The sequence below is a fragment of the Pseudomonas bharatica genome (assembly GCF_048586865.1).
GTDB lineage: Bacteria > Pseudomonadota > Gammaproteobacteria > Pseudomonadales > Pseudomonadaceae > Aquipseudomonas > Aquipseudomonas bharatica.
The window spans coordinates 1-24,827 of sequence record NZ_JBMAWR010000032.1 but is presented as its reverse complement, the minus strand read 5'-3'; the positions used below and the strand labels follow the sequence as shown (position 1 = coordinate 24,827).

General features: G+C 65.9%; 19 protein-coding genes and 1 pseudogene. 7 read left to right on the top strand and 13 right to left on the bottom strand.

Annotated elements, in window-relative coordinates; translation table 11 throughout:
- Positions 1 to 140: 140 nt before the first annotated feature.
- The 3 genes from ACKLLE_RS25120 to ACKLLE_RS25110 are packed head-to-tail and all read left to right on the top strand — an operon-like array spanning position 141 to position 5,610.
- Positions 141 to 1,382 (top strand): exonuclease SbcCD subunit D C-terminal domain-containing protein, encoded by a 1,242-nt coding sequence (locus tag ACKLLE_RS25120; RefSeq protein ID WP_420059365.1) that lies wholly within the window; start codon positions 141 to 143, stop codon positions 1,380 to 1,382.
- A complete protein-coding gene (locus tag ACKLLE_RS25115) occupies positions 1,379 to 5,026 on the top strand; it encodes an SbcC/MukB-like Walker B domain-containing protein (protein ID WP_420059364.1) in 3,648 nt (1,215 codons plus the stop codon). The genes ACKLLE_RS25120 and ACKLLE_RS25115 overlap by 4 nt, the downstream gene beginning before the upstream one ends.
- A complete protein-coding gene (locus ACKLLE_RS25110) occupies positions 5,023 to 5,610 on the top strand; it encodes a glutathione S-transferase (protein ID WP_420059363.1) in 588 nt (195 codons plus the stop codon). Before ACKLLE_RS25115 ends, ACKLLE_RS25110 begins: the two co-directional genes overlap by 4 nt.
- Before the next feature lie 111 nt (positions 5,611 to 5,721).
- On the opposite strand, the gene ACKLLE_RS25105 is transcribed toward ACKLLE_RS25110, so the two are convergent.
- The 11 genes from ACKLLE_RS25105 to ACKLLE_RS25055 form a co-directional block, all read right to left on the bottom strand.
- Entirely contained in the window at positions 5,722 to 5,901 is a 180-nt protein-coding gene (locus ACKLLE_RS25105) for a hypothetical protein (RefSeq protein WP_009403143.1), read from the bottom strand.
- A 117-nt stretch (positions 5,902 to 6,018) separates the two neighbouring features.
- A complete protein-coding gene (locus tag ACKLLE_RS25100; RefSeq protein WP_420059362.1) occupies positions 6,019 to 7,128 on the bottom strand; it encodes a lactonase family protein in 1,110 nt (369 codons plus the stop codon).
- Entirely contained in the window at positions 7,094 to 7,387 is a 294-nt protein-coding gene (locus ACKLLE_RS25095; protein WP_064303521.1) for a DUF5629 family protein, read from the bottom strand. The genes ACKLLE_RS25100 and ACKLLE_RS25095 overlap by 35 nt, the downstream gene beginning before the upstream one ends.
- 108 nt (positions 7,388 to 7,495) lie before the next feature.
- Entirely contained in the window at positions 7,496 to 9,871 is a 2,376-nt protein-coding gene (locus tag ACKLLE_RS25090; protein ID WP_420059361.1) for an efflux RND transporter permease subunit, read from the bottom strand.
- A 20-nt stretch (positions 9,872 to 9,891) separates the two neighbouring features.
- Positions 9,892 to 10,941 (bottom strand): WD40/YVTN/BNR-like repeat-containing protein, encoded by a 1,050-nt coding sequence (locus ACKLLE_RS25085; RefSeq protein WP_420059360.1) that lies wholly within the window; start codon positions 10,939 to 10,941, stop codon positions 9,892 to 9,894.
- Between the two features lie 269 nt (positions 10,942 to 11,210).
- Complete coding sequence (pepN, locus tag ACKLLE_RS25080) at positions 11,211 to 13,868, bottom strand: aminopeptidase N (RefSeq protein WP_420059359.1); 2,658 nt, start codon at positions 13,866 to 13,868, stop codon at positions 11,211 to 11,213.
- Between the two features lie 27 nt (positions 13,869 to 13,895).
- Positions 13,896 to 14,726 (bottom strand): DUF2797 domain-containing protein, encoded by an 831-nt coding sequence (locus tag ACKLLE_RS25075; RefSeq protein ID WP_420059358.1) that lies wholly within the window; start codon positions 14,724 to 14,726, stop codon positions 13,896 to 13,898.
- Positions 14,723 to 14,983, bottom strand: a complete 261-nt coding sequence (locus ACKLLE_RS25070) for a YeaC family protein (RefSeq protein ID WP_009403136.1) — start codon at positions 14,981 to 14,983, stop codon at positions 14,723 to 14,725. The genes ACKLLE_RS25075 and ACKLLE_RS25070 overlap by 4 nt, the downstream gene beginning before the upstream one ends.
- 13 nt (positions 14,984 to 14,996) lie before the next feature.
- Positions 14,997 to 15,872: a rhomboid family intramembrane serine protease gene (locus ACKLLE_RS25065; RefSeq protein WP_420059357.1), complete on the bottom strand. Its 876-nt coding sequence runs from the start codon at positions 15,870 to 15,872 to the stop codon at positions 14,997 to 14,999.
- On the bottom strand, positions 15,869 to 16,843 hold the full coding sequence (locus ACKLLE_RS25060; protein ID WP_420059380.1) for a metallophosphoesterase: 975 nt from the start codon (positions 16,841 to 16,843) through the stop codon (positions 15,869 to 15,871). The genes ACKLLE_RS25065 and ACKLLE_RS25060 overlap by 4 nt, the downstream gene beginning before the upstream one ends.
- Positions 16,840 to 17,730 (bottom strand): NAD(+) kinase, encoded by an 891-nt coding sequence (locus tag ACKLLE_RS25055; RefSeq protein ID WP_009403133.1) that lies wholly within the window; start codon positions 17,728 to 17,730, stop codon positions 16,840 to 16,842. Before ACKLLE_RS25055 ends, ACKLLE_RS25060 begins: the two co-directional genes overlap by 4 nt.
- A gap of 116 nt (positions 17,731 to 17,846) precedes the next feature.
- Here ACKLLE_RS25055 and ACKLLE_RS25050 point away from each other — a divergent pair, with 116 nt between their 5' ends.
- Both ACKLLE_RS25050 and ACKLLE_RS25045 read left to right on the top strand, forming a co-directional pair.
- On the top strand, positions 17,847 to 18,797 hold the full coding sequence (locus ACKLLE_RS25050) for a DUF1853 family protein (protein WP_420059356.1): 951 nt from the start codon (positions 17,847 to 17,849) through the stop codon (positions 18,795 to 18,797).
- Positions 18,798 to 18,908: 111 nt separating this feature from the next.
- Positions 18,909 to 19,457: pseudogene (locus ACKLLE_RS25045) on the top strand (cytochrome b).
- Here ACKLLE_RS25045 and ACKLLE_RS25040 read toward each other — a convergent pair.
- Positions 19,454 to 20,314: a 1-aminocyclopropane-1-carboxylate deaminase/D-cysteine desulfhydrase gene (locus ACKLLE_RS25040; protein ID WP_420059355.1), complete on the bottom strand. Its 861-nt coding sequence runs from the start codon at positions 20,312 to 20,314 to the stop codon at positions 19,454 to 19,456. The pseudogene ACKLLE_RS25045 and the gene ACKLLE_RS25040 overlap by 4 nt on opposite strands.
- Positions 20,315 to 20,432: 118 nt before the next feature.
- Positions 20,433 to 22,469, bottom strand: coding sequence for an oxidoreductase (locus ACKLLE_RS25035; protein ID WP_420059354.1), 2,037 nt, complete (start codon positions 22,467 to 22,469; stop codon positions 20,433 to 20,435).
- A 183-nt stretch (positions 22,470 to 22,652) separates the two neighbouring features.
- On the opposite strand from ACKLLE_RS25035, the gene ACKLLE_RS25030 reads away from it, so the two are divergent.
- Positions 22,653 to 23,762: a carbon-nitrogen hydrolase family protein gene (locus tag ACKLLE_RS25030; RefSeq protein ID WP_420059353.1), complete on the top strand. Its 1,110-nt coding sequence runs from the start codon at positions 22,653 to 22,655 to the stop codon at positions 23,760 to 23,762.
- Positions 23,763 to 23,766: 4 nt separating this feature from the next.
- The gene (locus ACKLLE_RS25025) at positions 23,767 to 24,807 is read left to right on the top strand and encodes an AraC family transcriptional regulator (RefSeq protein WP_064303511.1); all 1,041 of its coding nucleotides are present in this window, start codon (positions 23,767 to 23,769) and stop codon (positions 24,805 to 24,807) included.
- Positions 24,808 to 24,827: the final 20 nt, after the last annotated feature.

Below are 24,827 nucleotides of genomic sequence, written 5' to 3'. Positions count from 1 at the left end.
TGTGGGAGCGGGTTCACCCGCGATTGCGATAGTGGATTCACCAACGCAATCGCGGGTGAACCCGCTCCCACAGGGTCCGCACTCCAACATTTCAGGTACCATTACCGGTTTTCCATCCTGCCCCCGTCACAGGACTATCCATGCGTCTGTTTCACACCTCCGACTGGCATCTGGGGCAAACCCTGCACGGCCAGGAGCGCGATTTCGAACATGCCTGCTTCCTCGACTGGCTGCTCGGCCAGCTGAAGCTGCGCAGCCCCGATGCCCTGCTGATCGCAGGCGACATCTTCGATACCGTGAACCCGCCGGTGAAGGCCCAGGAACAGTTGTACAACTTCATCGTCAAGGCCCACGAGCAACAACCAGCCCTGACCATCGTGATGATCGCCGGCAACCACGACTCCGGTTCGCGCATCGAACTGCCCGGCCCGCTGATGCGCAGCCTGCGCACCCATGCCCTGGGCCGCGTGCAGTGGCTCGACGAAGGCCAGCTGGACAGCGAGCGCCTGCTGGTGCCGCTGACCAACGCCAAGGGCAAGGTCGAGGCCTGGTGCCTGGCCCTGCCCTTCCTGCGCCCGGCCGAAGTCACCGGCCCGCACCTGGGCGAGGATTACTTGCGTGGCATTGGCCAGGTCCACGAGAAACTCATCGCCGCGGCCATGGAGCGGCGCCAGCCGAAGCAGGCGCTGATCGCTATCAGCCACGCCCATATGGCCGGCGGCTCGGTGTCCGAGGACTCCGAGCGCAGCCTGATCATCGGCAACGCCGAGGCCCTGCCCGCCAGCCTGTTCGGGGCGGACATCGCCTATGTCGCCCTCGGCCACCTGCACAAGCCGCAGAAGGTCAATGGCGAGGAGCGCATACGCTACAGCGGCTCGCCGTTGCCGCTGTCGTTCTCGGAAATCAAATACCCGCACCAGATCCTCGAAGTGGAGCTCAAGGGCAACAAGCTGGTCAGCGTCGAAAGCCGCAGCGTGCCGCGCGCCGTGGCGCTGCAGCGGATCGGGCCGGCGCCGCTGGCGGAGATTCTCGAACAGCTCGCCGAGTTGCCGGTGGTCGATCTGCTCGACGACCCGCACCGCCAGCCCTGGCTGGAAGTGCGGGTGCAACTGGATGAACCGCAACCCGACCTGCGCCAGCAGCTGGAAACCGCCCTGCAAGGCAAGGCCGTGCGCCTGGTGCGGATCAGCGCCGAATACGCCGGGCGCATCGGCGCCGATGGCGAGGAAGAACAGCGCTTGGTGGAACTGGGCCAGTTGCGCCCCCAGGACCTGTTCGCCCGCGCCTGGGAACAGGCCTACGGCAGCGCCGCCGATGACAGCACCCTGGCCGATTTCGCCCTGCTGTTGCAGGAAGTCCAGCAGCAGGAGGAACAGCCATGAAGATCCTCGCCATTCGCCTTAAGAACCTGGCCTCCCTGGCCGGGCCTTTCGAAATCGATTTCACCGCCGAACCCTTGGCCAGTGCCGGCCTGTTCGCCATCACCGGGCCGACCGGCGCCGGCAAGAGCACCCTGCTCGACGCGCTGTGCCTGGCCCTGTTCGGCTCGGTGCCGCGCCTGGAAAACATCGGCCGCGAAACCAAGGTGCCCGATGCCGACGGCGAAATCCTCACCAACGACCCGCGCACCCTGCTGCGTCGCGGCACCGGCAGTTGCTTCGCCGAGGTGGATTTCGTCGGCATCGACGGCCGCCGCTACCGCGCCCGCTGGGAAGCCAACCGTGCCCGCGACAAGGCCACCGGCAAGTTGCAGGGCAGCCGCCAGAGCCTGCATGACCTGGACAGCCAGCAACTGCTGAGCAACCAGAGCAAGCGCGAATACGAACAACTGATCGAGTCGCGCCTGGGCCTCAACTTCGCCCAGTTCACCCGTGCGGTGATGCTGGCGCAGAGCGAGTTCAGCGCCTTCCTCAAGGCCGACGACAAGGAACGCAGCGAGCTGCTGGAAAAGCTCACCAACACGGCGATCTATACCCAGCTCGGCCAGCGTGCCTTCATCAAGGCCCGGGACGCTGCCGAGGTCTACAGGTCGCTGGAGCATGAAGCCAGCGGCGTGCTGCCGATGAGCGAAGAAGAACGCGCGGCGCTCGACCAGCGCCTGGCCGAGGCCCAGCAAGCCCTCAAGGCCGGACAGGGCCAGTTGCGCCAGCTCGAACAGCAACGCGCCTGGCTCAACGAGCTGCTGGCCCTGCAGGACCAGCAGCAAGCCGCCGCCCAGGCCCTTGCCAGCGCCCGCCAGGAGTGGGACGGCCTGGCCGCCGAACGCCTGGACCTGAAGCGCCTGGAACAACTGGCGCCGCAGCGTCACCAGTTCGCCCGCCGCCAGGAGGTACTCAACCAGCTCTCCCCGTTGGCCGCCGCGCTGGAACAGCAACGCCGGCAACAAGCGGAACTGGGCGAGCGCCAACTGCGTCTGGAGCAGGAACTCGGCGGCGCCAAGGAGGCGCTGGCACACGCCCTCGCCGTGCAGAGCGAGAGCGCCCCGAACCTGCGCCAGGCCTTCGAGATCCAGCACAACCTGACCCGTCTGGAACAGGACCTGGCCCGTGAACGCGAGCAGGGCCAACAGGCGCAACACGCCTTCAGTGAAGGCCGCAACCAGCTCGACACCCTGGTCGAACACCAGCAGCGCCACGAGCAGAGTCTCGCCAGCATCGCCGCCCGGCTTGAGCAGACTGCCGGCCTTGCCGACCTTGGCAGCGCCTGGAATGCCTATCGCGGGCAATTGCAGCAGGTAATGCTCACCGCCAACCGCCTGGGCAAGGGTCGCGAAGAGCTGCCGGCCCTGCGCCAGGCCGCCGAGGCCCGGGCGCAGGAGTGCGCGCAGCTGCGCCAGTCGCTGGATCTGTTGTTCCAGGAAAGTGCCGCCGAGCCGCAAGCCCTCGCCGAACAGATCGCCCTGCTCGGCACCCTGTTGCAGGACAACCGCAAGCTGCAACGCGGCTTCGAGGACCTGGCCCGGCTGTGGAGCCGCCAGCAGGAAATCGAACAGCGCCTGAATGCCCTGCGTGAGCGCCAGACCACAGCCCAGCAGCAGCGCCAGCAACTGATCGCCACCGGCCTGCAGGGCAAGCAGGAACTGGAGCAAGCGCAAAAGGCCCTGACCCTGACCCGCCAGTTGCTGGAACGCCAGCGCCTGGCGCGCAATGCCAGCGTCGAGGAACTGCGCACGCAGTTGCAGGACGACCAGCCCTGCCCGGTCTGCGGCAGCCTGGAGCATCCGTATCACCAGCCGGAAGCCCTGTTGGAAAACCTCGCCCGCCATGACGAAAGCGAGGAAGCCGCCGCGCAGAAGGTGGTCGACGACCTGTCCCGCAAGCTCGAAGACCTGCGCGTCGAAGTGGGCGGCATCAACATCCAGCTCAAGGACTCCGTGGTTCAGCAGGAAGAGCTGAACAACCAGCTCCAGGCCCTGGACGCGGACCTGCAGGCCCAGGCCCTGTGGCCGCAACTGTCCGAGCACGACAGCGCCGCCCGCAGCCCCTGGCTGGACCTGCAACTGCGACGCCTCAACGACGATATCGAGCGCGACCAGCAGCGCCAGCAGACCCTGCTGACCCTGCAACAGGACGCCGCGCGTCTTCAGCAGCAGCTGCAAGACGCCAACGAAGCCCACCGCCAGGCCACCCTGCAACTGAACCAGCAGCAGGACGGCTTGAATGCCGACCAGCAGCGCCTGGACCAGGATCTGGCCCGCTTCGAAACCCTGCTGCCGGCGGACGTCTTCGCGGCCCTGCGGGAAACCCCGTCGGAAACCTTCCTCAGCCTCGACCAGCAACTCAGCGACCGCCTGCAACTGCTTGACCAGCAAAAGGACGAGCAGCAGGAACTGGCCGAACGCCTCAAGCAGCGGGAAAGCCTCGAGGCCAAGCAGCAGGAACGCCAGCAGGCGCTGGAGCAGCGCAGCCAGCAACTGTCCGCGCTGGAAACCCAGCAGCAACAGGCACGCCAGGCCCTGACCGGGCTGATCGGCGAGCATGCCGACGCCGATCACTGGCAGCGCGCCCTGGAGCAGGCGGTGGAACAGGCCCGCGCCAGCGAGGCGGGCCTGGCCCAGCAGATGCAGGATGCCCGCACCCAGGCCGCCGCCCTGGCCAGCGAACTCAAGGCCCGGGAAGAGCAGCACCAGGCGCTGGACCAGGAACGCCAGCAATTGGACGCCGCCATCGACCAGTGGCGCCAGGCCCATCCCGAACTGGACGAACAGGGCCTCGACGCCCTGCTCGGCATGGACGACGAACAGGTCGCGCTTTTGCGCCAGCGCCTGCAGTCGGCCGAGAAAGCCGTCGAGCAATGCAGCGTGCGTCTCCAGGAACGTGACGAGCGCCTGCAACAGCACCAGAAGCAGCAGCTCACCGAACAAAGCGTCGAAGAGCTGGACCAGACCCTGCTTGCCAGCCAGCAGCAACTCGACCAGCAAGAGCACCAGTGCGCCGAGCTACGCGCACAGCAAGCCGAGGACCAGCGCCGCCAGCAGGCCAGCCAGAGCCTGGCCGAGCGCATCGCCCAGGCCCGCGAGGAATGGCAGCGCTGGGCGCGACTGAGCGACTTGATCGGTTCGTCCAGCGGCGATACCTTCCGCAAGATCGCCCAGAGCTACAACCTCGACCTGCTGGTGCACCATGCCAACCAGCAACTGCGCCAGCTGGTAAAGCGCTACCGCCTCAAGCGCGGCGGCAGCCAGCTCGGCCTGCTGGTGCTGGACACCGAGATGGGCGACGAACTGCGCTCGGTGCATTCGCTGTCCGGTGGCGAAACCTTCCTGGTTTCCCTGGCGTTGGCGCTGGGCCTGGCGTCGATGGCGTCCAGCACCCTGCGTATCGAATCGCTGTTCATCGACGAAGGCTTCGGCAGCCTCGATCCCGAATCCCTGCAACTGGCCATGGACGCCCTCGACGGCCTGCAGGCCCAGGGGCGCAAGGTCGGCGTGATTTCCCACGTGCAGGAGATGCATGAACGGATCGGCGTGCAGATCCAGGTGCGCCGCCAGGGCAATGGCCTGAGCCATCTTGAGGTGGCGGGATGATCCTCTATTCGTTCCGCCGCTGCCCCTACGCCATGCGCGCACGCCTGGCGCTGCGCTACGCCGGGGTGCCGGTGCAGATCGAGGAAGTCAGCCTGAAGGCCAAGCCGGCGCAGATGCTGGCGCTGTCGCCCAAGGGCACGGTGCCGGTGCTCAGCGTCGAAGGTCGGGTGCTGGAGGAAAGCCTGGATATCATGCGCTGGGCGTTGGCGCAGCATGATCCGCAGAACTGGCGACTCGATGGCGATCCGCGGATCGATGCGCTGATCGCGCGCAATGACAGCGAGTTCAAGCTTCACCTGAACCACTACAAATATGCCGAGCGCTACCCCGAGCACTCCCGGGAGCATTATCGGCAGCAAGCGCAGGTGATCCTCGCGGACTTGGAAGGGCTGCTCGGCGAGCAGCCTTACCTGCTCGCCGACCACCCAAGCCTGGCCGATGCCGCCCTGTTGCCGTTTATCCGCCAGTTCGCCGGGGTCGAACCGCAATGGTTCGCCGAGGCGCCCTACCCGAGGCTCAGGGCCTGGTTGCAAGGCTGGCTGGAATCGGAGCTGTTCAAGGCGATCATGGCCAAACAACCCTAGCGGGCTTTACGCGGACCCTGTGGGAGCGGGTTTACCCGCGATTACGTCGGTGAATCCACTACCGCAATCGCGGGTGAACCCGCTCCCACAGGGTCCGTGTACACCGAAAATTCAGTGCGAAGCCTTGTGATCCAGCGCCGCATAGAAGTTGGCACTCTGGCGCAGGTACTCGCTGGTATAGCTGGGCGTCGCGGCCTTGCGCTGGCTGATCTCGACATGGGCATTGGCAGCCTGCACAACGGACGCGGAAATGGCGGATGCGGCGATTACGGGAAAGAGATTGAAGTTCATCGGTCTGGCCTCGGAGTCGTTGAGTTGAGAAGCCGTCTGGCTTGGTTCAAAACTACGCCCCGGGGCCTTCCGGGAAAAATTCATTGCGGCACTAACGATTATCGAGGCCGTCGATAGTCAGTCGAGGAACTTCACGTCCGACGGCGCCGGCTGGGCAAACCTCTGCACCACGTCGCCCAGCAGCCCGGTTGCCGGATCGCGGCGGATCACCACGATTTCATTGCTCTTCTGGTTGGTGACCAAAACGAAACCCTGCTGCGGATCCAGCGCGAATTCCCGCGGGTGATCCCCTTCCACCGAACGCCGTTGCACCAGGCTCAGCCCAGCATCGAGCGGATCGATGGCGAACACCACCAGTTCGTTGGCCGTGCCGCGATTGCTGACGTAGAGAAAGCGCCCGTCCGCCGAAGCATGCAGGGCGCCGCCGGCCCTGGCCGCGGGATCAGTATTGTCGGTAAGGGGCTGGGTGCCGCGCAGGGTCAGGTGCCCATCCTCATGATCGAATACCGCTACCGCCGCGCCCATCTCCAGGGTCAGCCAGGCATGCCGGCCATCAGCGCTGAACAGCAGATGCCGCGGGCCGCTGCCGGGCGGCAAGGCTACCGCGCCCAGGGCCTGGAGCGGTTCGGCCTGCTCAGGTACATAGCGGTAGGCGAAGACCTTGTCCGCGCCCAGATCGCTGGCGAAGACGAAACGCCCGTCCGGCGACGACACCACCGAATGCACATGGGGCGTGGCCTGGCGCTCGGGATCGACCTTGCTGGCGGCATGCCGCAGGTGCTGCAACGGCTGGCCGAGCCTGCCGTCGGCGAGTACCGGCAGTACGCTGAGGCTGCCGCCTTCGGCATTGGAGCCACCATAGTTGGCGACGAACAGGAACCGCCCGTCCCGGCTCAGGCTGCTATGGGTCGGCTCGGCGCCGTCGCTGCCGACCTGGTTCAACGCTGTCAGCACATGCCCGGCATCCAGGCTGAACGCCGACACCTGCCCCGCCGCCGCCTCGTTGACCGCGAACAGCCAGCGTCCGTCGGCAGAGAGGGTCAGCCACGACGGATTGCCCGTTGCCATGACCTGCAGCGGCGCGGCCTCGATGCGGCCATCGCTGAAACGGTAGCGGTAAATGCCCTGGCTGGCGCCGTCGGTGTAGCTGCCGACCAGCAATTCGTGAGCGTGCGCCGTCATCCCCAGGCCACTAGCGAGCAGCAGGCTCATGGCTGTCTTCTTCATCGTCTTCATCATCCTCCGGGGCCCGCAGGGCACCCATGCACACCAGGCGGTGCTCGCCGCTGTCGCTGTCGATCAGCCAGTCGCCGCCCTCGGCGCGAGCCGCCGCGACCTGCGCCGGGCTGAACACCCAGCGCTTGAGCGCACGGCCATCCATGCATTCGGCACGCAGGCCGCTGTCGTCGTGGACGAAGTCGAAACAATGCAGGCCGTCGATCAGCAGCATGTCGCAGGATTGCAGGGCATTGGCAAGGGTGGTCATCGGATGGCAGCCATGGTCTGGGGAAAGGGCGCAAATGATAGCCCAAATGCACCGGGGGCCAGACGTTGTGACGTCTGGCCCCCGGTGAGGTTCCTTCCAGCGATCGGGTCAGTGGGCGAAGATCGAGTTGCCCTTCTGCCCGGCGAGTTTCTCCGGCTTGATCAGGAAGCGCGCCAGGGCCGGCAGCAGCCACAGGGCGCCGAACATGTTCCACAGGAGCATGAAGGTCAGCATCAGGCCCATGTCGGCCTGGAACTTGATGGCCGAGAAGATCCAGGTGCACACGCCGATGGCCAGGCACAGGCCGGTGAACAGCACGGCCTTGCCGGTGGAGCGCAGGGTCTGGTAATAGGCTTCCTGCAGCGGCAGGCCGGCACGCAGGAAACTTTCCAGGCGGCTGTAGATGTAAATCCCGTAGTCCACGCCGATGCCCACGCCCAGCGCCACCACCGGCAAGGTGGCGACCTTGACGCCGATACCCATGAAGGCCATCAGGGCGTTGCCCAGCACCGAGGTCAGCACCAGCGGCAGGACGATGCACAGGGTCGCGGCGAAGGAACGGAAGGTGATCATGCACATCACGGCCACGCAGATGTACACCAGGACCAGGATGGTCAGCTCGGCCGACTTGATCACGTCGTTGGTGGCCGCCTCGATCCCGGCATTGCCCGCCGCCAGGAGGAATTCCAGGCCCTCGCGGTTATGCTCGTCGGCAAAGGCCTTGACCGCCTTGACCACGCCATCCAGGGTTTCCGCCTTGTGGTCGTTGAGGAACACCAGCACCGGCGCCAGCGAGCAGTCACCGTTGTACAGGCCGTCGGCACGGGACACCGAGGAGTTCAGCACTTCAGGGTTGCGCGACAGGCTTTCCCATTTCAGGTTGCCCTCGTTCATGCCCTTGATCATCTGCTTGGACACGGTCACCAGGGAAATCGCCGACTGCACGCCGGGGGTGTTCTCCATGGTCCACATCAGCTCGTCGATCGGCGCCATGGTGCCGTACACCGAGCAGCCTTCGGTCGGGGTCTTGACCATCACTACCAGCACGTCGGAACTGGTCGAGTAGTTGTCGATGATGAAGGCGTTGTCGTTGTTGTAGCGCGAATCCGGACGCAACTCCGGGGCGCCCTGGTCGAGGTCGCCGATCTTCAGGTTCTGGCTGTACCAGAGGCCGCCGCCGAAGGCCAGCAGGGCCAGGACGATGGACACCGGCGCTACCTTGGCGCTGGCGAAGGACGACAGCAGGCGCCAGAACGGGTGCTCGCGGGTCGCGTCCTTCTTGCTGCGCTCGATGGCCTTCTTGCTGATGCCGACATAGGAAATCGCTACCGGCAGCAGGATCAGGTTGGTGAAGACGATCACCGCCACACCGATGGATGCACCGATGGCCAGCTCGCGGATCACCCCGATATCGATGATCAGCAGGGTGATGAAGCCCACGGCGTCGGCCAGGATGGCGATCATCCCCGGCAGGAACAGCTGGCGGAAGGTCCGCCGCGCGGCGGTCAGGGCGTTGTCGGCATCGCTGGATTGCAGGGCGATGCCGTTGATCTTCTGTACCCCGTGGGAGATGCCGATGGCGAAGATCAGGAACGGCACCAGCATCGAATACGGATCGATACCGAAGCCCACCACATGCATCAGGCCGAGCTGCCAGACCACCGCCACCAGCGTGGTGATCAACACCGCGATGGTGCTGCGGATGCACCAGGTGAACCAGTACAGCAGGACCCAGGTGATAACGAAGGCGATGCCGAAGAAGCCCACCACCATCATCAGCCCGTCGATCAGGTCGCCGACCTTCTTGGCGAAGCCGACGATATGGATCTTCACGTTGGGGTTCTGCGCCTGGTACTTGTCGCGGATCTTCTCTTCCAGCTGGTGGGAGAACTGCTGGTAGTCGAGCTTGATCTGCTTGCCCGGGTCCTGCGGGTCCGGGTAGGACTCCTGCAGGGGCACATCGACGATGCTGGACTTGAAGTTGTTCGCCACCAGGCGGCCGATCTGCCCGGACTTGAGCACGTTGTCGCGCAGGGTATCGAGGCTCTGCGGCGAGCCGTCGTAGGTGTTGGGGATCACCTCGCCGCCGGAGAAGCCTTCCTCGGTCACTTCGGTCCAGCGCACCGCCGGGCTCCACAGCGACTTGAGCCCGGAGCGATCGACGCCGGGAATGTAGAAGACCTCGTCATGGATCTGCCGCAGCGTTTCCATGTAGTCCTTGTCGAAGATATCGCCGTTGACCGCTTCGACCGAGATGCGCACGGTGTTGCCGAGGTTGGCCAGGTCATTGCGGTGCTCGAGCATGTTCTGGATGAACGGGTGCTCCAGCGGGATCATCTTTTCGAAACTGGTGGACGGGCGGATCAGCGTGGCCTGCCAGAACAGGAACACGCTCACCAGCAGGCAGATGGCGATCACTGCCGGGCGGTTGTTGAAAATCAGGCGCTCGAGGGTGGTCGGCTTGTCCTGATGGTGCTGATTCATGCTGAACGACTCCCGAACGGTCATGGTTGCGCCCTCTCGGCACCGGTGGCGGTGGCATAGTGCGCGCCACCCTGCCCCACCAGGATCAGATTGCCGTCGGACAGGCCGCTGGCTCCAGCCAGGGCCAGGCGGTCGGGACGGTTGAAGACGCTGAAGGTCTGGCCATCGTCGCTGCTGCGCAGGACGGTGCCGCCATTGCCCACCAATACCAGACTGCCATCATCGAGAAGCGTAGCGCTTGCCAGGCCGAATTGAAGCGGACCGCGGGCAGCCTGCAAGCTGATCGGCTGCCAGGTGCTGCCGAAATCGGTGGAACGGTACAGGTTGGCGCGCAGGCCATAGGCCAACAGGGTATTGGCCTGGGCGGTGCCGATCACGCCGAAGAACGAGCCTTCATAGGGGCTTTCGAGCTTTTCCCAGGTCTGGCCGTCATCGCTGGAACGGTACAGGCTGCCCTGCTCGCCGACGATGACCAGGCCGGCGTCCTTGACCCGGGCGATGCCGTTCAGGTGCAGGCCGTCGGGGTTGTCCAGGCGGTCGCCGACGTCTTGCCAGTGCTGGCCGCCATCGGTGGTTTCGAGCATGGCGCCATAGGCACCGATGGCCAGGCCGTGCTGCGGGTTCTCGAACCACACATCGAGCAGCGGCGCTTCGCGGGAAAGGTCTTCGTATTGCTTGCTCCAGGTCGCGCCGCCGTCGCTGCTGGCGAGGATCTGCGCGTCATGGCCGACGGCCCAGCCATGCTTGTCATCGACGAAGGTGACGGCGGTGAGCAACTGGCGGGTCGGTACCTTGGCCTGGGTCCAGGTCTTGCCCTGGTCGTCGGAGAAAAGGATATGACCGCGTTCGCCGACCATCACCAGTCGTGCGCCGGCGCGGGTCACGTCCAGCAAAAGGCCCTTGTCGGACTTGGCGGAAAGCGTGGACCAGACCTCCGCCTCCGGCGAGGCTGCGGCCTCGACCCTGTCTGCCTGGAAGCCCATGGCCAGCAGCACGGCCATGCCGGCTGCCAATGCCCATGGTCGAGCACGCGCCGTTGCGTGCTGCGGCGCTAGAAGAGGCTCGGTCATCGATCTGTCCCCCGGTTCTTGTTATGTGGGTGAATCCAGATGCAGGTACTGCGAAAAGCGTGTTCCAGAGCCCTGCAATAGCTGATGGCCATCCTAAGGGGGATTGCGAAGGGCTGACAACGAACGAGACGTTATCTTTTGTTATCGGAAGGTTTTGGTGTTGCTGATGGCCTCATCGCCGGCAACGCCGGCTCCCACAAGGTTCTGCGGTGTACGCGATACCTGTGGGAGCCGGCGTTGCCGGCGATGAGGCCCGAGAGGCTGGCAAATCAGGCGAGGCTCTTGCTCACCACTTCGAACACATCACTGGACAACTGCCCCGAATCGCGGATGCGCTGCAGCTCGCCCTTCATCAGGGCCTGGCGCGCGGCGTCGTACTTGCGCCAGCGGGTCAGCGGCGCCAGTTGCCGCGAGGCGATCTGCGGGTTGAGGGCGTTGAGCTCGATGACGATATCCGCCAGGAAGCGATAACCCGAGCCGTCCGCCGCGTGGAAGTTGACCAGGTTCTGCCCGGCGAAGGCACCGATCAGGGCACGCACCTTGTTCGGGTTCTTCATCGTGAACGCCGGATGCTCCATCAGCTTGCGGACCCGCGCCAGCCCGCCCGGCAGGGTGCTGGCGGCCTGGACACTGAACCATTGGTCCATGACCAGCGGGTTGTCCTTGAAGTGCTCGGCGAAAGCTTCCAGCGCCTTGGCCCGCTCGGCCTCGAACGGCGAGTTGACCAGCACCGCCAGGGCGGTCAGGCGTTCGGTCATGTTGTCGCAGGCGTCGAACTGCTCCAGTGTCGCCGCCAGCACTTCGGGCTTGCCGCTGAGCATCAGGTAGGACAGCACGATGTTCTGCAGGCTGCGCCGGGCGAAGTGCTCGGCCTCGGCCACATAGGCGGTGTTGCGCGAGATCTCGCGGTTGGCCTGGTAGCGCGCCAGCAGCTTGTCGAACAGTTGCTCCGCCAGTTGCCTGCGGGCGAACTCGCGGGCGGCGTGGATGGCATCGACATCCGCCACTTCGCTGATCTCGGTGAGGTAGGCCTCGCTCGGCAGCGAGAGCATCTCGGCAACCATGGCCTGGTCCAGGCTGTCGTTGCCCAGCACGCTGTCCAGGGCGCTGACCAATCGCTGGTCCAGCACCAGGGCCTGGCCCTGCTGCTGCTGGCCGATCAGTTCCTGCAGCACCTGTACCGAGAGTTGCTGGCCGGCTTCCCAACGGTTGAAGCCATCGCTGTCGTGCTGCATGAGGAACATCAGCTGGTCGCGGTCGTAGGGGAACGACAGCTTGACCGGCGCACTGAAACCGCGCAGCAGCGACGGCAGCGGTTTGGCCGCGATATCGACGAAGGTGAAGGTCTGCTCGGCCTCGGTCACCGAGAGCACGCGGCTGGTGCCAACGGCAGCGTCTTCGCCTTGCAGGCGCAGCGGCAGGTCGTTGCCCTGGGCGTCGAGCAGGCCCAGTTCGACCGGGATCACGAACGGCAGCTTCTCGACCTTGTCCGGGGTTTGCGGGCAGCTCTGGCGGAAGGTCAGGCTGTAGGTGCCGGCAGCGCCATCCCACGACTCGCTGACCGCCAGGCGCGGCGTGCCGGCCTGGCTGTACCAGCGCTTGAACTGGGTCAGGTCGACGCCGTTGGCGTCTTCCATGGCCTTGATGAAGTCGTCGCAGGTTACCGCCTGGCCGTCATGCCGTTCGAAGTACAGGTCGCTGCCCTTGCGGAAGCCCTCGGCGCCGAGCAGGGTACGGACCATGCGCACCACTTCCGAGCCCTTCTCGTAGACGGTCAGGGTGTAGAAGTTGGAGATCTCGATGAAGCTGTCCGGCCGCACCGCGTGGGCCATCGGGCCGGCATCCTCGGCGAACTGGTGGGTACGCAGGTAGGCGACGTCCTCGATGCGCTTGACCGTGCGCGAGTTCACGTCGGCGCTGAATTCGGCATCGCGGAACACGGTGAAGCCTTCCTTGAGCGACAACTGGAACCAGTCGCGGCAGGTCACGCGGTTGCCCGACCAGTTGTGGAAGTATTCGTGGGCCACCACCGCCTCGACCCGCTGGTGCGCGGCGTCGGTGGCGGTTTCGGCGCGGGCCAGCACGCAACTGGAGTTGAAGATGTTCAGGCCCTTGTTTTCCATGGCGCCCATGTTGAAGTCGTTGACCGCGACGATCATGAAGATGTCCAGGTCGTACTCGCGGCCGTAGACCTCTTCGTCCCAGCGCATGGACTTCTTCAGGCTGGTCATGGCGTGCTGGCACTTGTCGATGTTTTCCGGCTCGACATAGATGCGCAGGGTCACGTCGCGGCCGGACTGGCGGGTGAACCTATCTTCCACGCACCACAGGTCGCCGGCCACCAGGGCGAACAGGTAGGCGGGTTTCTTGAACGGATCTTCCCAGGTCGCCCAGTGCCGGCCATCTTCCTGCGGGCCGCTGCCCACCGGGTTGCCGTTGGACAGCAGGACCGGGTAGCGGTGCTGTTCGGCGATCACCGTGGTGGTGAACGCGCTCATCACGTCCGGGCGGTCGAGGTAGTAGGTGATCTTGCGGAAGCCCTCGGCCTCGCACTGGGTGCAGAACATGCCGCCGGACTTGTACAGGCCTTCCAGCGCGGTGTTGCTTTCCGGATGGATGCGCACGCTGGTGTCGAGGGTGAAGCGCTCGCTTTTCGGCTGCAGGGTCAGGTGGCTGTCGTCGAGCTGGTAGTCGCCTGCCGCCAGGGCCTGGTCGTCGAGGGCGACGCTCAGCAGTTCGAGCTGCTGGCCGTCCAGCACCAGCGGCGGCAGGCCGGCGCCACGTGCCGGGTTGCGGCGCATGACCAACTGCGCGTGGACCAGGCTGTGGTCCTCGAACAGCTCGAAGGTCAGGTGGGTTTCGTCGATCAGGTACTCGGGCGCCTGATAGTCCTTGAGGTAGATCACTTGCGGCTGTTCGGTGCGCATGTGGCGGTCCTTTTTACTGATTCACGCTTACTGATGCACGGCCAACTGGTAGGCCGTGTACTTGCGAATGTTGATCACGCCGGTGTCGAAGATCAGGTACTGGCCCTTGATCCCCAGCAGCGTGCCTTCGGCCACCGGGTTCTTGTCCAGGTTGAAGCTGACGATCTTGCCCGGATAGGCCTCGACCGGGTAGCGAATCTCCAGGACCTCGGCATCGACCAGCGGCTGGATCGCCTGCAGGCCGAAGCGCTCCTGCAAACCGCGGATGCCATCGGCGCAACTGTCGAACAACTGGTCGCGCACGGCCACCAGGTCCAGCGCCTCGGCGTCGCCCTTGAGCAGCGTGCGCCAGTTGGTGCGGTCGGGCACCTGGCTGCGCAGCAGGTCTTCCACCAGGCCGGACTGCTGGCGGGTGGCGACCCGCAGGATCGGCAGGGCCTGGCTGGCGCCCTGGTCGAGCCAGCGGGTCGGCAACTGGCTGGCGCGGGTGATGCCGACCTTGATCCCCGAGGAGTTGGCCAGGTAGACCACATGGTCGGTCATGCAGAACTGCTCGCCCCAGGACGGCTCGCGGCAGGTGCCTGCGTCGTAATGGCAGCGCTCGGGGCTCATGATGCACAGGTCGCACTGGGCGAGCCTGGTCATGCAGGGGTAGCAGTAGCCCTGGCTGAAGCTGGTCTTGGTGCGCTTGCCGCAGTGGCTGCAATGGATGGCGCCCAGGTATTCGAGGCGCACGGTCTGGCCGATCAGCGGGTTGACCGGTACTTCCAGTTCACCCAGGCGGAAGGCGTATTGCACGACCGGCGTCTCGAGACGCGCGGCCATCTTGCGAGTGGAACCACGGCCGAGTTCGATCAATGGATCGCATCCGACTTGAACAGGATGTTCGGCACGCTGATGGACTTCGAAGCGCACTCCTGCGGGCCCATGTAGCCGGTGCGCTGGTCTTCCGGAAGGTTCTGCATCTCCCAGGCGATCACCGCCTGCAGCGACAGCTCGCGCTGCTCGGCGGTGAGCTTGCGGCCATCGGCCCATTTGCCGATTTCCACGGCCAGCTTGAGGCTCTGGTAGATTTCCGGGGTGATGTTTTCGATCATTTGCGCAAAAGTGGACATAGCGTCTCCCAAGTCAAGCCGTCAGTTTACGCCGGGCCAGCGCCCCGCCCAAGAGCCCGCTCAGGCATCCGACCAACAGACCGCCGACATGGGCACCGTTGGCGATGGCGCCGAAACCGATCACGGACATTACGCCGGTCAGGCACAGCACCAGCCAGGCCAGCATCATCACCAGCACGCCACGGGGCATGCGGTACAGCGGATGGGGGGCCAGGCGCTGGTAGATCCACAGGTGCCCGAGCAAGCCGTAGAGCACGCCGGACAGGCCACCGAACAGGGTCGGGCCGCTGAACAGGTATTGCACGACGTTGGACACCAGGGCGAACACCAGGGTCAGGCCGAGCAGGCTGAACGGGCCCTGGCGCCATTCGATGCGCCGCCCCAGTTCCCAGTACCACACGCCGTTCATGGCCAGGTGCAGCACGCTGAAGTGCAGGAGCATCGGGGTGAACAGGCGCCACCATTGGTGGGCCTGGAGGCTGGTGTCCAGCGGGGTGAAGTAGAGGTAGTCGCCCGCCACGCGGAAATCGAGGAAGGTCAGCCAACGCATGGTCGCGAGGTTTTCGCCAAGGCTGGTGAGGCCGGCGACGATCAGGCAGGCCAGCAGCACGAAGGCGGTAACCTTGCTGGTGCGCAACTGCTCGCCGAGGCCCGGACGGACCATGGCATCGGGCTGCGCGGTCAGGGGCAGGTCCTGGGTGTCGGCGTCGCCTTCCGGGTGCGCCTCGTACAGGCGACGGATTTCCTCGGCCCGCGCCTGATCGACCCAGAGCACCTGCTCGCCGTGCTCCTCGGTCACCCGGTGCGCCACCTGCAGGCGCCGGAGCATCTGGACGAAGCCGCTGAGGTCGACATTCAACGGCAGTTGCAGGATTGGAACCCCATTCATTGGCTGGCCTCCGGCCGTTCCACATCGACCCAGACGAACTTGTGCGGGTCGATCCGGGTTTCATCGTCGAGCCGGTAGGCCACCAGCTTGCCGTAAAGCACTGCACTGTAGTCCAGGCAGGCCAGGTTGGCGCGGATCGGCGCCGGCCTGCCGCTGCGCCAGTAATGCCCGACGAACAGCAGCGGCTCGTCCTCGCCGTAGCGCAGCAGGGCATTCTTCTGGCTATGGGACAAGGGCGCGCGAGCCACCGATTCGGGCAAGGCATCGGGCTGGAACACGATATCGCCGTAGGTCTGCGGGTCTTCTTCCCAGAACTTGGTGCGGAAGAACGCCCGGGTCAGGCCGTCGCCGCCGGTCAGGGTCAGGCCGTCCGGCAGGCGCATGTCGGTGCCGCGCAGCAGGCGGTTGCAGGCCAGGTGGGCGAAGCTGTCGGGTTCGGCCGAGGCCTGGACGAATGCCTGGTCGATGCAGCCGTCGGGGTACTGCTGGCGCAGTGAATCGATCACCCGCCCGTCCCAGCAGGCATGCACCAGGCGGAAGCGCCCGGCATCGGCGAACAGCGGCAACTGGTAGAACCAGCCGAGGAAATCGTGCCAGTCGCCGGGGTGCTCGGCGAACTGGGTCAGGGTCTCGTCGATCAGCCGGGCATGCCGTGGCGTGTGCTCGCGCACGAAGGTCTTGCCGCTGCCGGGTGGCGCCGGGGTGGTCCAGCCGAGGGCGTTGTACTCGTGGTTGCCCATGATGCAATGGGCCTGGCCGGCCTCGACCATGTCATGGACGATATGCAGGGCCTCGCGGATGCGCGGGCCACGGTCGATGATGTCGCCCAGGAACAGGGCCTGGCGCTGGGCGTGCCGCCACACCCCGCCGTGGCGCTTGTAGCCGAGGGCATCGAGCAGGCGTTCGAGGGTGTGGGCACAGCCATGAACATCGCCGATCAGGTCGAAACTGCGCGCGGGATCGAGCATCAGTCGCCTCCACCACCCAGGCGGCTGCCCCAGCCGAGCTTGGTCCGGCAGACCTCGTAATAGTTGTGGTCCAGCGGATGGATCAGGCGCAGTTTCTGCGGTTTCTTGTTCACCGTGATGGTATCGCCGGGCGCGCAGGTGAAGTGGTTCTGGCCGTCGCAGGAGACTTGCGGATAGATGGTCATGTCCTGGGACACGACGATCTTCAGTTCGCTGTTGCCGTCGACCACGATCGGCCGGCCGGACAGGGTATGCGGGTACATCGGCACGATGACGATGGCGTCCAGCTTGGGATGCATGATCGGCCCGCCGGCGGACAGGGCATAGGCGGTGGAGCCGGTCGGGGTGGCGACGATCAGGCCGTCGGCCTTCTGGCTGCAGACGAACTGGCCATCGATGTAGATCTCGAACTCGATCATCCGCGTGGATTTGCCCGGGTGCAGGACCACATCGTTGAGGGCATCGCCCTGGCCGATGGCCTCGCCGTGGCGACGCACTTCGGCCTGCAGCAGGAAGCGGTTTTCCACCAGGTAATGGCCGTCCAGCACGTCGGCGACCTTCACTTCCAGTTCGTCCGGGCGGATGTCGGTGAGGAAGCCCAGGCTGCCGCGGTTGATCCCCAGCACCGGGATATTGTGCCGGGCCAAGGCGCGGGCGGCGCCGAGCAGGCTGCCGTCGCCGCCGACCACGATCACCAGGTCGCAGACTTCGCCGAGCAGCTTGCGCGAGGAGGTCTGCAGGCCGTGGCCGGGCAGGACCTCGGCGATGGTGTCCTCGAGGATGACGTGCAGATGCCGTTCCAGCAGGAATTTTTTCAGGCGGCGGATGGTATCGAGCACCTGGGAGCTGCCGAGGCGGCCGATGATACCGATATTGCGAAATTGCTCCATGGGGTTCCTGCTTGGGCTAACGACGGTCAAAAGTACGCACGGTCAAAGGCCCGATTATGGGCCAGTGCCCTGCCCTGCGGCAAACGACGCCGGGCAAACGCGGCTATGCTCGCAGGATGAATCCGTTCGCTGCCCTCAATGCCCTGCCCCGTCACCTGCGCCAGCCCGCGGTCCGCGACCTGGCCTGGGCGCTGTCGTCCGCCCCGTTGCTGCACCGCGCGCCATGGCCGCAACGCCATCCGTTGAGTGGCAGTGGCTGGGTGGATGACCCCGACAAGCTGCGCCACTGGCTGCTGGGCCTGGAGCGCGATCCGGCGCTGCTGCTGGACTGGCTGGCGCGTTCGGCGAGCCGGCGCCTGGGCCTGTATTACGAACGGCTCTGGCAGTTCGCCCTGCACCAGGCGCCGGGCGTTGAACTGCTGGCCGCCAACCTGCCGATCCGCCAGGGCGGGCACACCCTTGGCGAGCTGGATATCGTCCTGCGCGACCGCGAAGGCGTGCATCACCTGGAACTGGCGATCAAGTTCTATCTCGGACCGGAACACGGCGACGGTGCCGACCCGGCGCACTGGCTGGGGCCCGGTTGCCATGACCGGCTGGATCGCAAGCTGGCGCACCTGGCCGAGCACCAGTTGCCCATCTCCGCGCGCCCGGAAAGCCGCGAGGCCCTGCAAGGCCTGGGGCTCGATCAGGTGCGGGCGCGGTTGTGGCTCGGCGGTTACCTGTTCTACCCCTGGCATGCCTCGGCCGGCTCGCCGCTGGGCGCAGATCCACAGCATCTGCGCGGCCACTGGCTGCATCAGCGTGACTGGCGCGACTTTCATAGCGCCCACGGGCAAGGCCGCTGGCAACCGCTGCCACGCCAGGCCTGGCTCGGCCCGGCGCGGGTTGCAGCGGCGCAGGTGTGGAGCACGGGGCAACTGCGCGACTGGCTGGCCGCCCTCGACCCGCGCGCCCAGGCCCAACTGATGGTGCGCCTGGAACCCGGGGAAGACGGCGACTGGCAGGAAGCCGAACGGGCCTTTCTGGTTGCCGAACAGTGGCCACACTTGACGCAGCCGGCTTGACCCGGGCTTTTTTTCCTCGTTGTATCTGCCGTAGTAGCTCCAAGCTATCTACCCTCTAGGACAGCGCCACCAAGAGCGCCCATTCCGTGACCTGACGAGGAAGTGTTCTGTATGAGTCTGACCAATACCCGGGAGCGCTACGGCAGCCTGTCCGTGGCCTTGCACTGGTTGATGCTGGTATTGCTGGCGGCGGTATACGCCTGCATCGAGTTTCGCGGGATCTTTCCCAAGGACAGCCCGGAACGGGAACTGATGAAGACCCTGCACTTCATGCTCGGCCTGACCGTGTTCCTGCTGGTCTGGCTGCGCCTGTTCCTCAAGGTGACGCGGCCGACGCCACGCATCGTCCCTGCACCGGCCGCCTGGCAGACCGGCCTGGCGCACCTGGTGCACTGGGCGCTGTATGCCCTGATGATCGGCCTGCCGCTGGCCGGCTGGGTGATCCTCAGCGCCGCCGACAAGCCGATTCCCTTCTACGGTTTCGACCTGCCGGCACTGGTGCAGCCGGACAAGGACCTGGCGCGCACGGTCAAGGGCTGGCACGAATGGTTCGCCACCCTCGGCTACTGACTGATCGGCCTGCATGCCGTGGCCGGGCTGTATCACCACTATGTGCGCAAGGACAACACCCTGGTGCGGATGCTGCCCGGCAAGGATTAAGCGAAACCGCGTCGGCCCTGGAGGCCGCCGGTGTGGACGAATATCAGCCGGGTGCCTGGTTCGAAGCACCCGGCTTTTTCTTTCAAGGCCATCAGGGCCTTGCCGGTGTAAAGCGGCTCCAGCGGAATGCCGGATTCCCGCTCGCAGGCGTCGATGAAGGCCAAGAGTTCGGGATCGACCTTGGCGAAGCCGCCGCGGCTGGCGTCGTGAAGGTGATGGGATAGCACTTGCTCCACGCCGTAACCCTTTGGTACCGCCATGGCAGCGTGTACCGGACGGGCGCCCGCTTCCGCCGCAATCAATCCCGCAGCGGTGGTACCGGTTCCGGCGGCCAGCCACCAGGCGTCGTAGTCGTCCCAGCCGATGTTCGCCAACTGCGCCCGCGCCTGTTCGACGATCAGCGCGCAGCCCTTCTCGCCCAATTCGCCGCCGCCACCTTCCGGGATGCAGTGCCAGCCGGGGTACCGTGCTTGCCAGGGCGCCCAGAACCCGGGCTCGTTGCGCGCACGATAGCCGCCGTAGCCGAGCCAGTGCAGGTGCATGCCGAAGGCCTGGAGATCGCGGATGGTCGGGGTGTCCTGGGGATTGCCGCGCAGCAGGCCGGCGGTCTTGAAGCCGAAGCGCTGGCCGGCGGCGGCCAGGGCGTGGAGGTGGTTGGAATGGTTGCCGCCCAGGCTGATCAAGCCCGGGGCCTGGTGTTGCCGGGCGAGGCGCAGGTGTTCGAGGAGCTTGAACCACTTGTTGCCGCTGACCAGGGGGTCGATCTGGTCGAGGCGGAGGATGGCCAGTTCGATACCGGCTTCGGTGAGCCAGGAAAAGGAGACACGCTGCAAAGGCGCTTGAGGAAGATTGAGCATGCCGCCGATTCTACAAGCGACCGCGCCCCCTGTGGGAGCGGGTTCACCCGCGATTGCAGTGGTGGGTCCAGTACCGCAATCGCGGGTGAACCCGCTCCCACAGGAGACGCAGTGCTATTTAGAGTTCAGCAGCCAGCCGCGAACCCTGGTTGATCGCCCGCTTGGCATCCAGTTCGGCCGCGACGTCCGCGCCACCGATCAGGTGCACCGACTGCCCCGCGGCCACCAGCGCACCCTGCAACTCGCGCAGCGGATCCTGCCCGGCACAGATCACCACGTTGTCCACCGCCAGCACCTGCGGTTCGCCCTCGCCGATGCGGATATGCAGCCCGGCATCGTCGATCCCCAGGTATTCGACGCTGTTGAGCATCTGCACGCGCTTGTTCTTCAGCCCGGTGCGGTGAATCCAGCCAGTGGTCTTGCCCAGGCCGTCGCCGACCTTGGTTTTCTTGCGCTGCAACAGGTACACCTCGCGCGCCGGCGCATGAGGCTCGGCCTTGATGCCGGCGACGCCACCACGGGCCTCGAGCGCCGCGTCGATGCCCCATTCCTTCCAGAACGCCGCACGGTCCTGGCTGGTGGCGACCCCTTCGTGCACGAGGAACTCGGACACGTCGAAGCCGATCCCGCCCGCGCCCACCACCGCCACCTTGCGGCCCACCGGCTTGCGCTCCAGCAGTACGTCCAGGTAGGTCAGCACCTTGGCGTGGTCAATGCCCGGGATCGCCGGCAGACGCGGCACGATACCGGTGGCCAGGATGATCTCGTCATAACCGCCGGCCACCAGTTGCTCGGCATCCACGCGGCTGTTCAGGCACAGCTCGACGCCGGTGGTTTCCAGCTTGCGACCGAAGTAGCGCAGGGTCTCGTAGAACTCTTCCTTGCCTGGCACGCGCTTGGCGACATTGAACTGCCCGCCGATCTGCCCGGCGGCATCGAACAGCACCACCTGGTGCCCGCGCTCGGCCGCCACGGTTGCCGCCGCCAGGCCGGCAGGGCCGGCGCCGACCACGGCGATGCGCTTGGCCTTGGTCACCGGGATGTAGTTGAGCTCGGTTTCATGGCAGGCGCGCGGGTTGACCAGGCAACTGGTGAGCTTGCCGCCGAAGGTGTGGTCCAGGCAGGCCTGGTTGCAGCCGATGCAGGTATTGATTTCGTCGGCGCGGCCCTCGGCCGCCTTGTTGACGAACTCCGGGTCGGCAAGGAACGGCCGGGCCATCGAGACCATGTCGGCATCGCCCTCGGCCAGCACCTGCTCGGCGACTTCCGGGGTATTGATGCGGTTGGTGGTGATCAGCGGGATCTTTACCGCGCCGCGCAGCTTGGCAGTGACCTTGCTGAACGCCGCCCGCGGCACCTTGGTGGCGATGGTCGGGATGCGCGCCTCGTGCCAGCCGATCCCGGTGTTGATCAGGGTCGCCCCGGCCTTTTCGATGGCCTGGGCCAGTTGCACGATTTCCTCCCAATTGCTGCCGCCTTCCACCAGGTCGAGCATCGACAGGCGGAAGATGATGATGAAGTTCGGCCCGACCGCCTCACGCACACGGCGGACGATCTCTACCGCCAGGCGCATGCGGTTCTCGTAGCTGCCACCCCAGCGGTCGGTGCGCTGGTTGGTGTGGGCGGCGAGGAACTGGTTGATGAAGTAGCCTTCCGAACCCATGATCTCGACGCCGTCGTAGCCGGCACTTTGCGCGAGTTGCGCGCAGGTGACGAAATCGGCGATCTGCTTCTCGATGCCCTCCTCGTCCAGTTCCTTGGGCTTGAACGGGTTGATCGGCGCCTGGATGGCGCTTGGCGCCACCTGCTTCGGGCTGTAGGCATAGCGCCCGGCGTGGAGGATCTGCAGGCAGATCTTGCCGCCGGCCTCGTGCACGGCACGGGTAACGATCCGGTGTTTTTCCGCCTCTTCAGGCGTGGTCAGCTTGGCCGCGCCGGAGTACACCCCGCCCTCCACGTTCGGGCCGATGCCGCCGGTCACCATCAGGCCCACGCCGCCCCGGGCACGCTCGGCGAAATAGGCAGCCATGCGCTCGAAGCCATCGGGGCGCTCTTCCAGGCCGGTGTGCATCGAGCCCATCAGGGTACGGTTGCGCAGGGTGGTGAAGCCAAGGTCCAGGGGGGCGAGCAGGTGCGGGTACTGGGCGGCGGTCATAGTGATCTCCACGGCGAATCACGGAATGCGGGAACCTCGCAAGCGGGCCCCGTCGATTGGTCTGGAGCCGACATTAAAGCGCCCCCCGCCGTCGCTCAATGACCGAAAATGACAAGTTATTGATCCAAACGCACCAGGGCGATTACCCTTGGTGGCGAATTCCTTGTCGGCCTTGTCCGCTTCATGCGCAAACTTCTTTCAGGCGCCCTGGCGCTTGTCCTCCTGGCCGCCTTCGGTGGCTACATGCTCTGGGCCGAGCAGCGCCCGGAGGGTCATTACCTGTCCGACCTGCGCGTCGAACTGGCCCTGGACCAGGGCATCCCCAGCGGCCAGGGCAACCTGCTCGGCATCGAGCCGACCCTCTACCCCGGCGACTACCAGAACCTCACCCGCCTGCACCGCAAGCTTGCCGCGTACCTCGAGCAGGCGCGGGTCAAGGGCCTGGTCAACGAACGTACCGTGGTCATCCTGCCGGAACATATCGGCACCTGGCTCTGGGCCCGTGGCGAAAAGCGCGAGATGTACCAGGTCACCCGCCTGCGCGAAGCGTACCAGTGGCTGGAACTGAGCAACCCGCTGCGCTACGGCCTGGCGATGTACAGCGCCACCGGTGACGACCGCCGCAGCGACGCGCACCTGCGCATGAAGGCCGGGCAGATGGCGGCGGATTACCAGAAGCTGTTCGGCGACCTGGCCCGGGAGTTCGGCGTGACCCTGGTGGCGGGGTCCATCGTCCTGCCCGAGCCCTGGCTCGATCACGGCGTGCTGCGCACCGGCTCCGGCGCCCTGTACAACGCCAGCCTGGTGTTTTCCGGCACGGGGGCGGTGCTCGGCCAGGTCCATCGCCAGCAATATCCGGACAGCAACGTACGGCGCTTCATCGACCCGGGCGAAGGCCAGGCGCCGCAGGTGGTGGATACCCCGGCGGGACGCCTTGGCGTGCTGATCGGCAGCGATGCCTGGTACCCGTCGAACTACCAGCGCCTGGCCGTGCAGAACGCGCAGATCATCGCCAACCCGGCCTTCGTCGGCAGTTGGGAAGGGCCGTGGCGCGGTAACCGGCACCAGGAACGGGCCTCGGAACTGGATCTGCAACCCGGCGAAACCAGCGAGGAACAGGCCTGGTATCACCTCAGCGAAACCGCGGTACCGGCCGGTATCGCCAGCATGAGCGTGTTCCTGCGCGGGCAGTTCTGGGAGGTTCGTGGCGAAGGCCTGGGCTTCGCCAACCTCAATGCCCTCTACCACGCCAGCGCCAGCCACGGCGCACGTCTGCTCAACCTGTGGCTGTAGGCCGATGAACCGGCCACGGGTGCGGCTCGGGGATCTGTCGGTGGGTTTCATCCAGAGCCTGGAACGGGCGCTGGACGAGCTCGGCCATGACCCGCGCCCCCTGCTCGAGCGCTATGGCCTCACCCCGGCGCGGCTGGCCGAGGCCGGCGGGCGCTTGTCGATCCCGCGCTTCATGCACCTGGGCCATGCCGCCATCGAGCAAAGCCGGGAGCCGGCGTTGGGCCTGTGCATGGGGCGCCATAGCCGCCTGGGCCAGCTCGGGCTGGCCGGGATTACCGCCGCCCAGGCGCCGACCCTGGGCGAAGCGGCGCGCACGCTGCTGCGCTTCGAGCCCTTGTACGCCGCCAATTACCGCGGCCAGTCCAGCTTCGAGGAAGACAGCCAGGGCGCCTGGCTGCGTTTCTATTCCATCAGCCCGTACAACGCCTACAACCGCTTCGTGGTCGATTCGGTGCTGTCCGGCTGGCTGGCGCAACTGTCGGACCTGGCGGGCCAGGCAGTGCAGGCCGAGCGCATGGAAATCGAATTCGACAGCCCGCCCTACGCCGAGCGCTACCAGGCGCTGAGCCTGGCCCCGGTGCAGTTCGGCGCGCAGAACAACCAGCTGCGTCTTGCCCGAGCGACGCTCGGGCTGCACAACCCGGCGCATTGCCCCAGCACCTGGCAGCACCTGTTGCAGCTGTGCGAACAGGAACTGCTGGAGCGCACCCGTATTCGCAGCCTGGGCGAACGCATCGCCCATCTGCTCGGCCCATTGCTCAATGGCGGCCGCGAGCCGGACCTGGAGGAAGTCGCGCGACGCCTGCAGCTGCCGACCTGGACCCTGCGCCGCAAGCTGGCCGAGGAAGGCACGCAGTTTCGCGCCATCCTCAACGACACCCGGCGGGACCTGGCGATGAGTTACATCCGCGATACAGAGCTGGCGTTCGGCGAGATCGCGTATTTGCTGGGGTTCGCTTCGGCGGAGGCATTCCAGCGGGCGTTCAAGCGCTGGAGCGGGGTGACACCGGGGGAGTTCAGGCGCAGCCAACGAAGAGGCGAATAACTCAACCGCGACGCGGACCC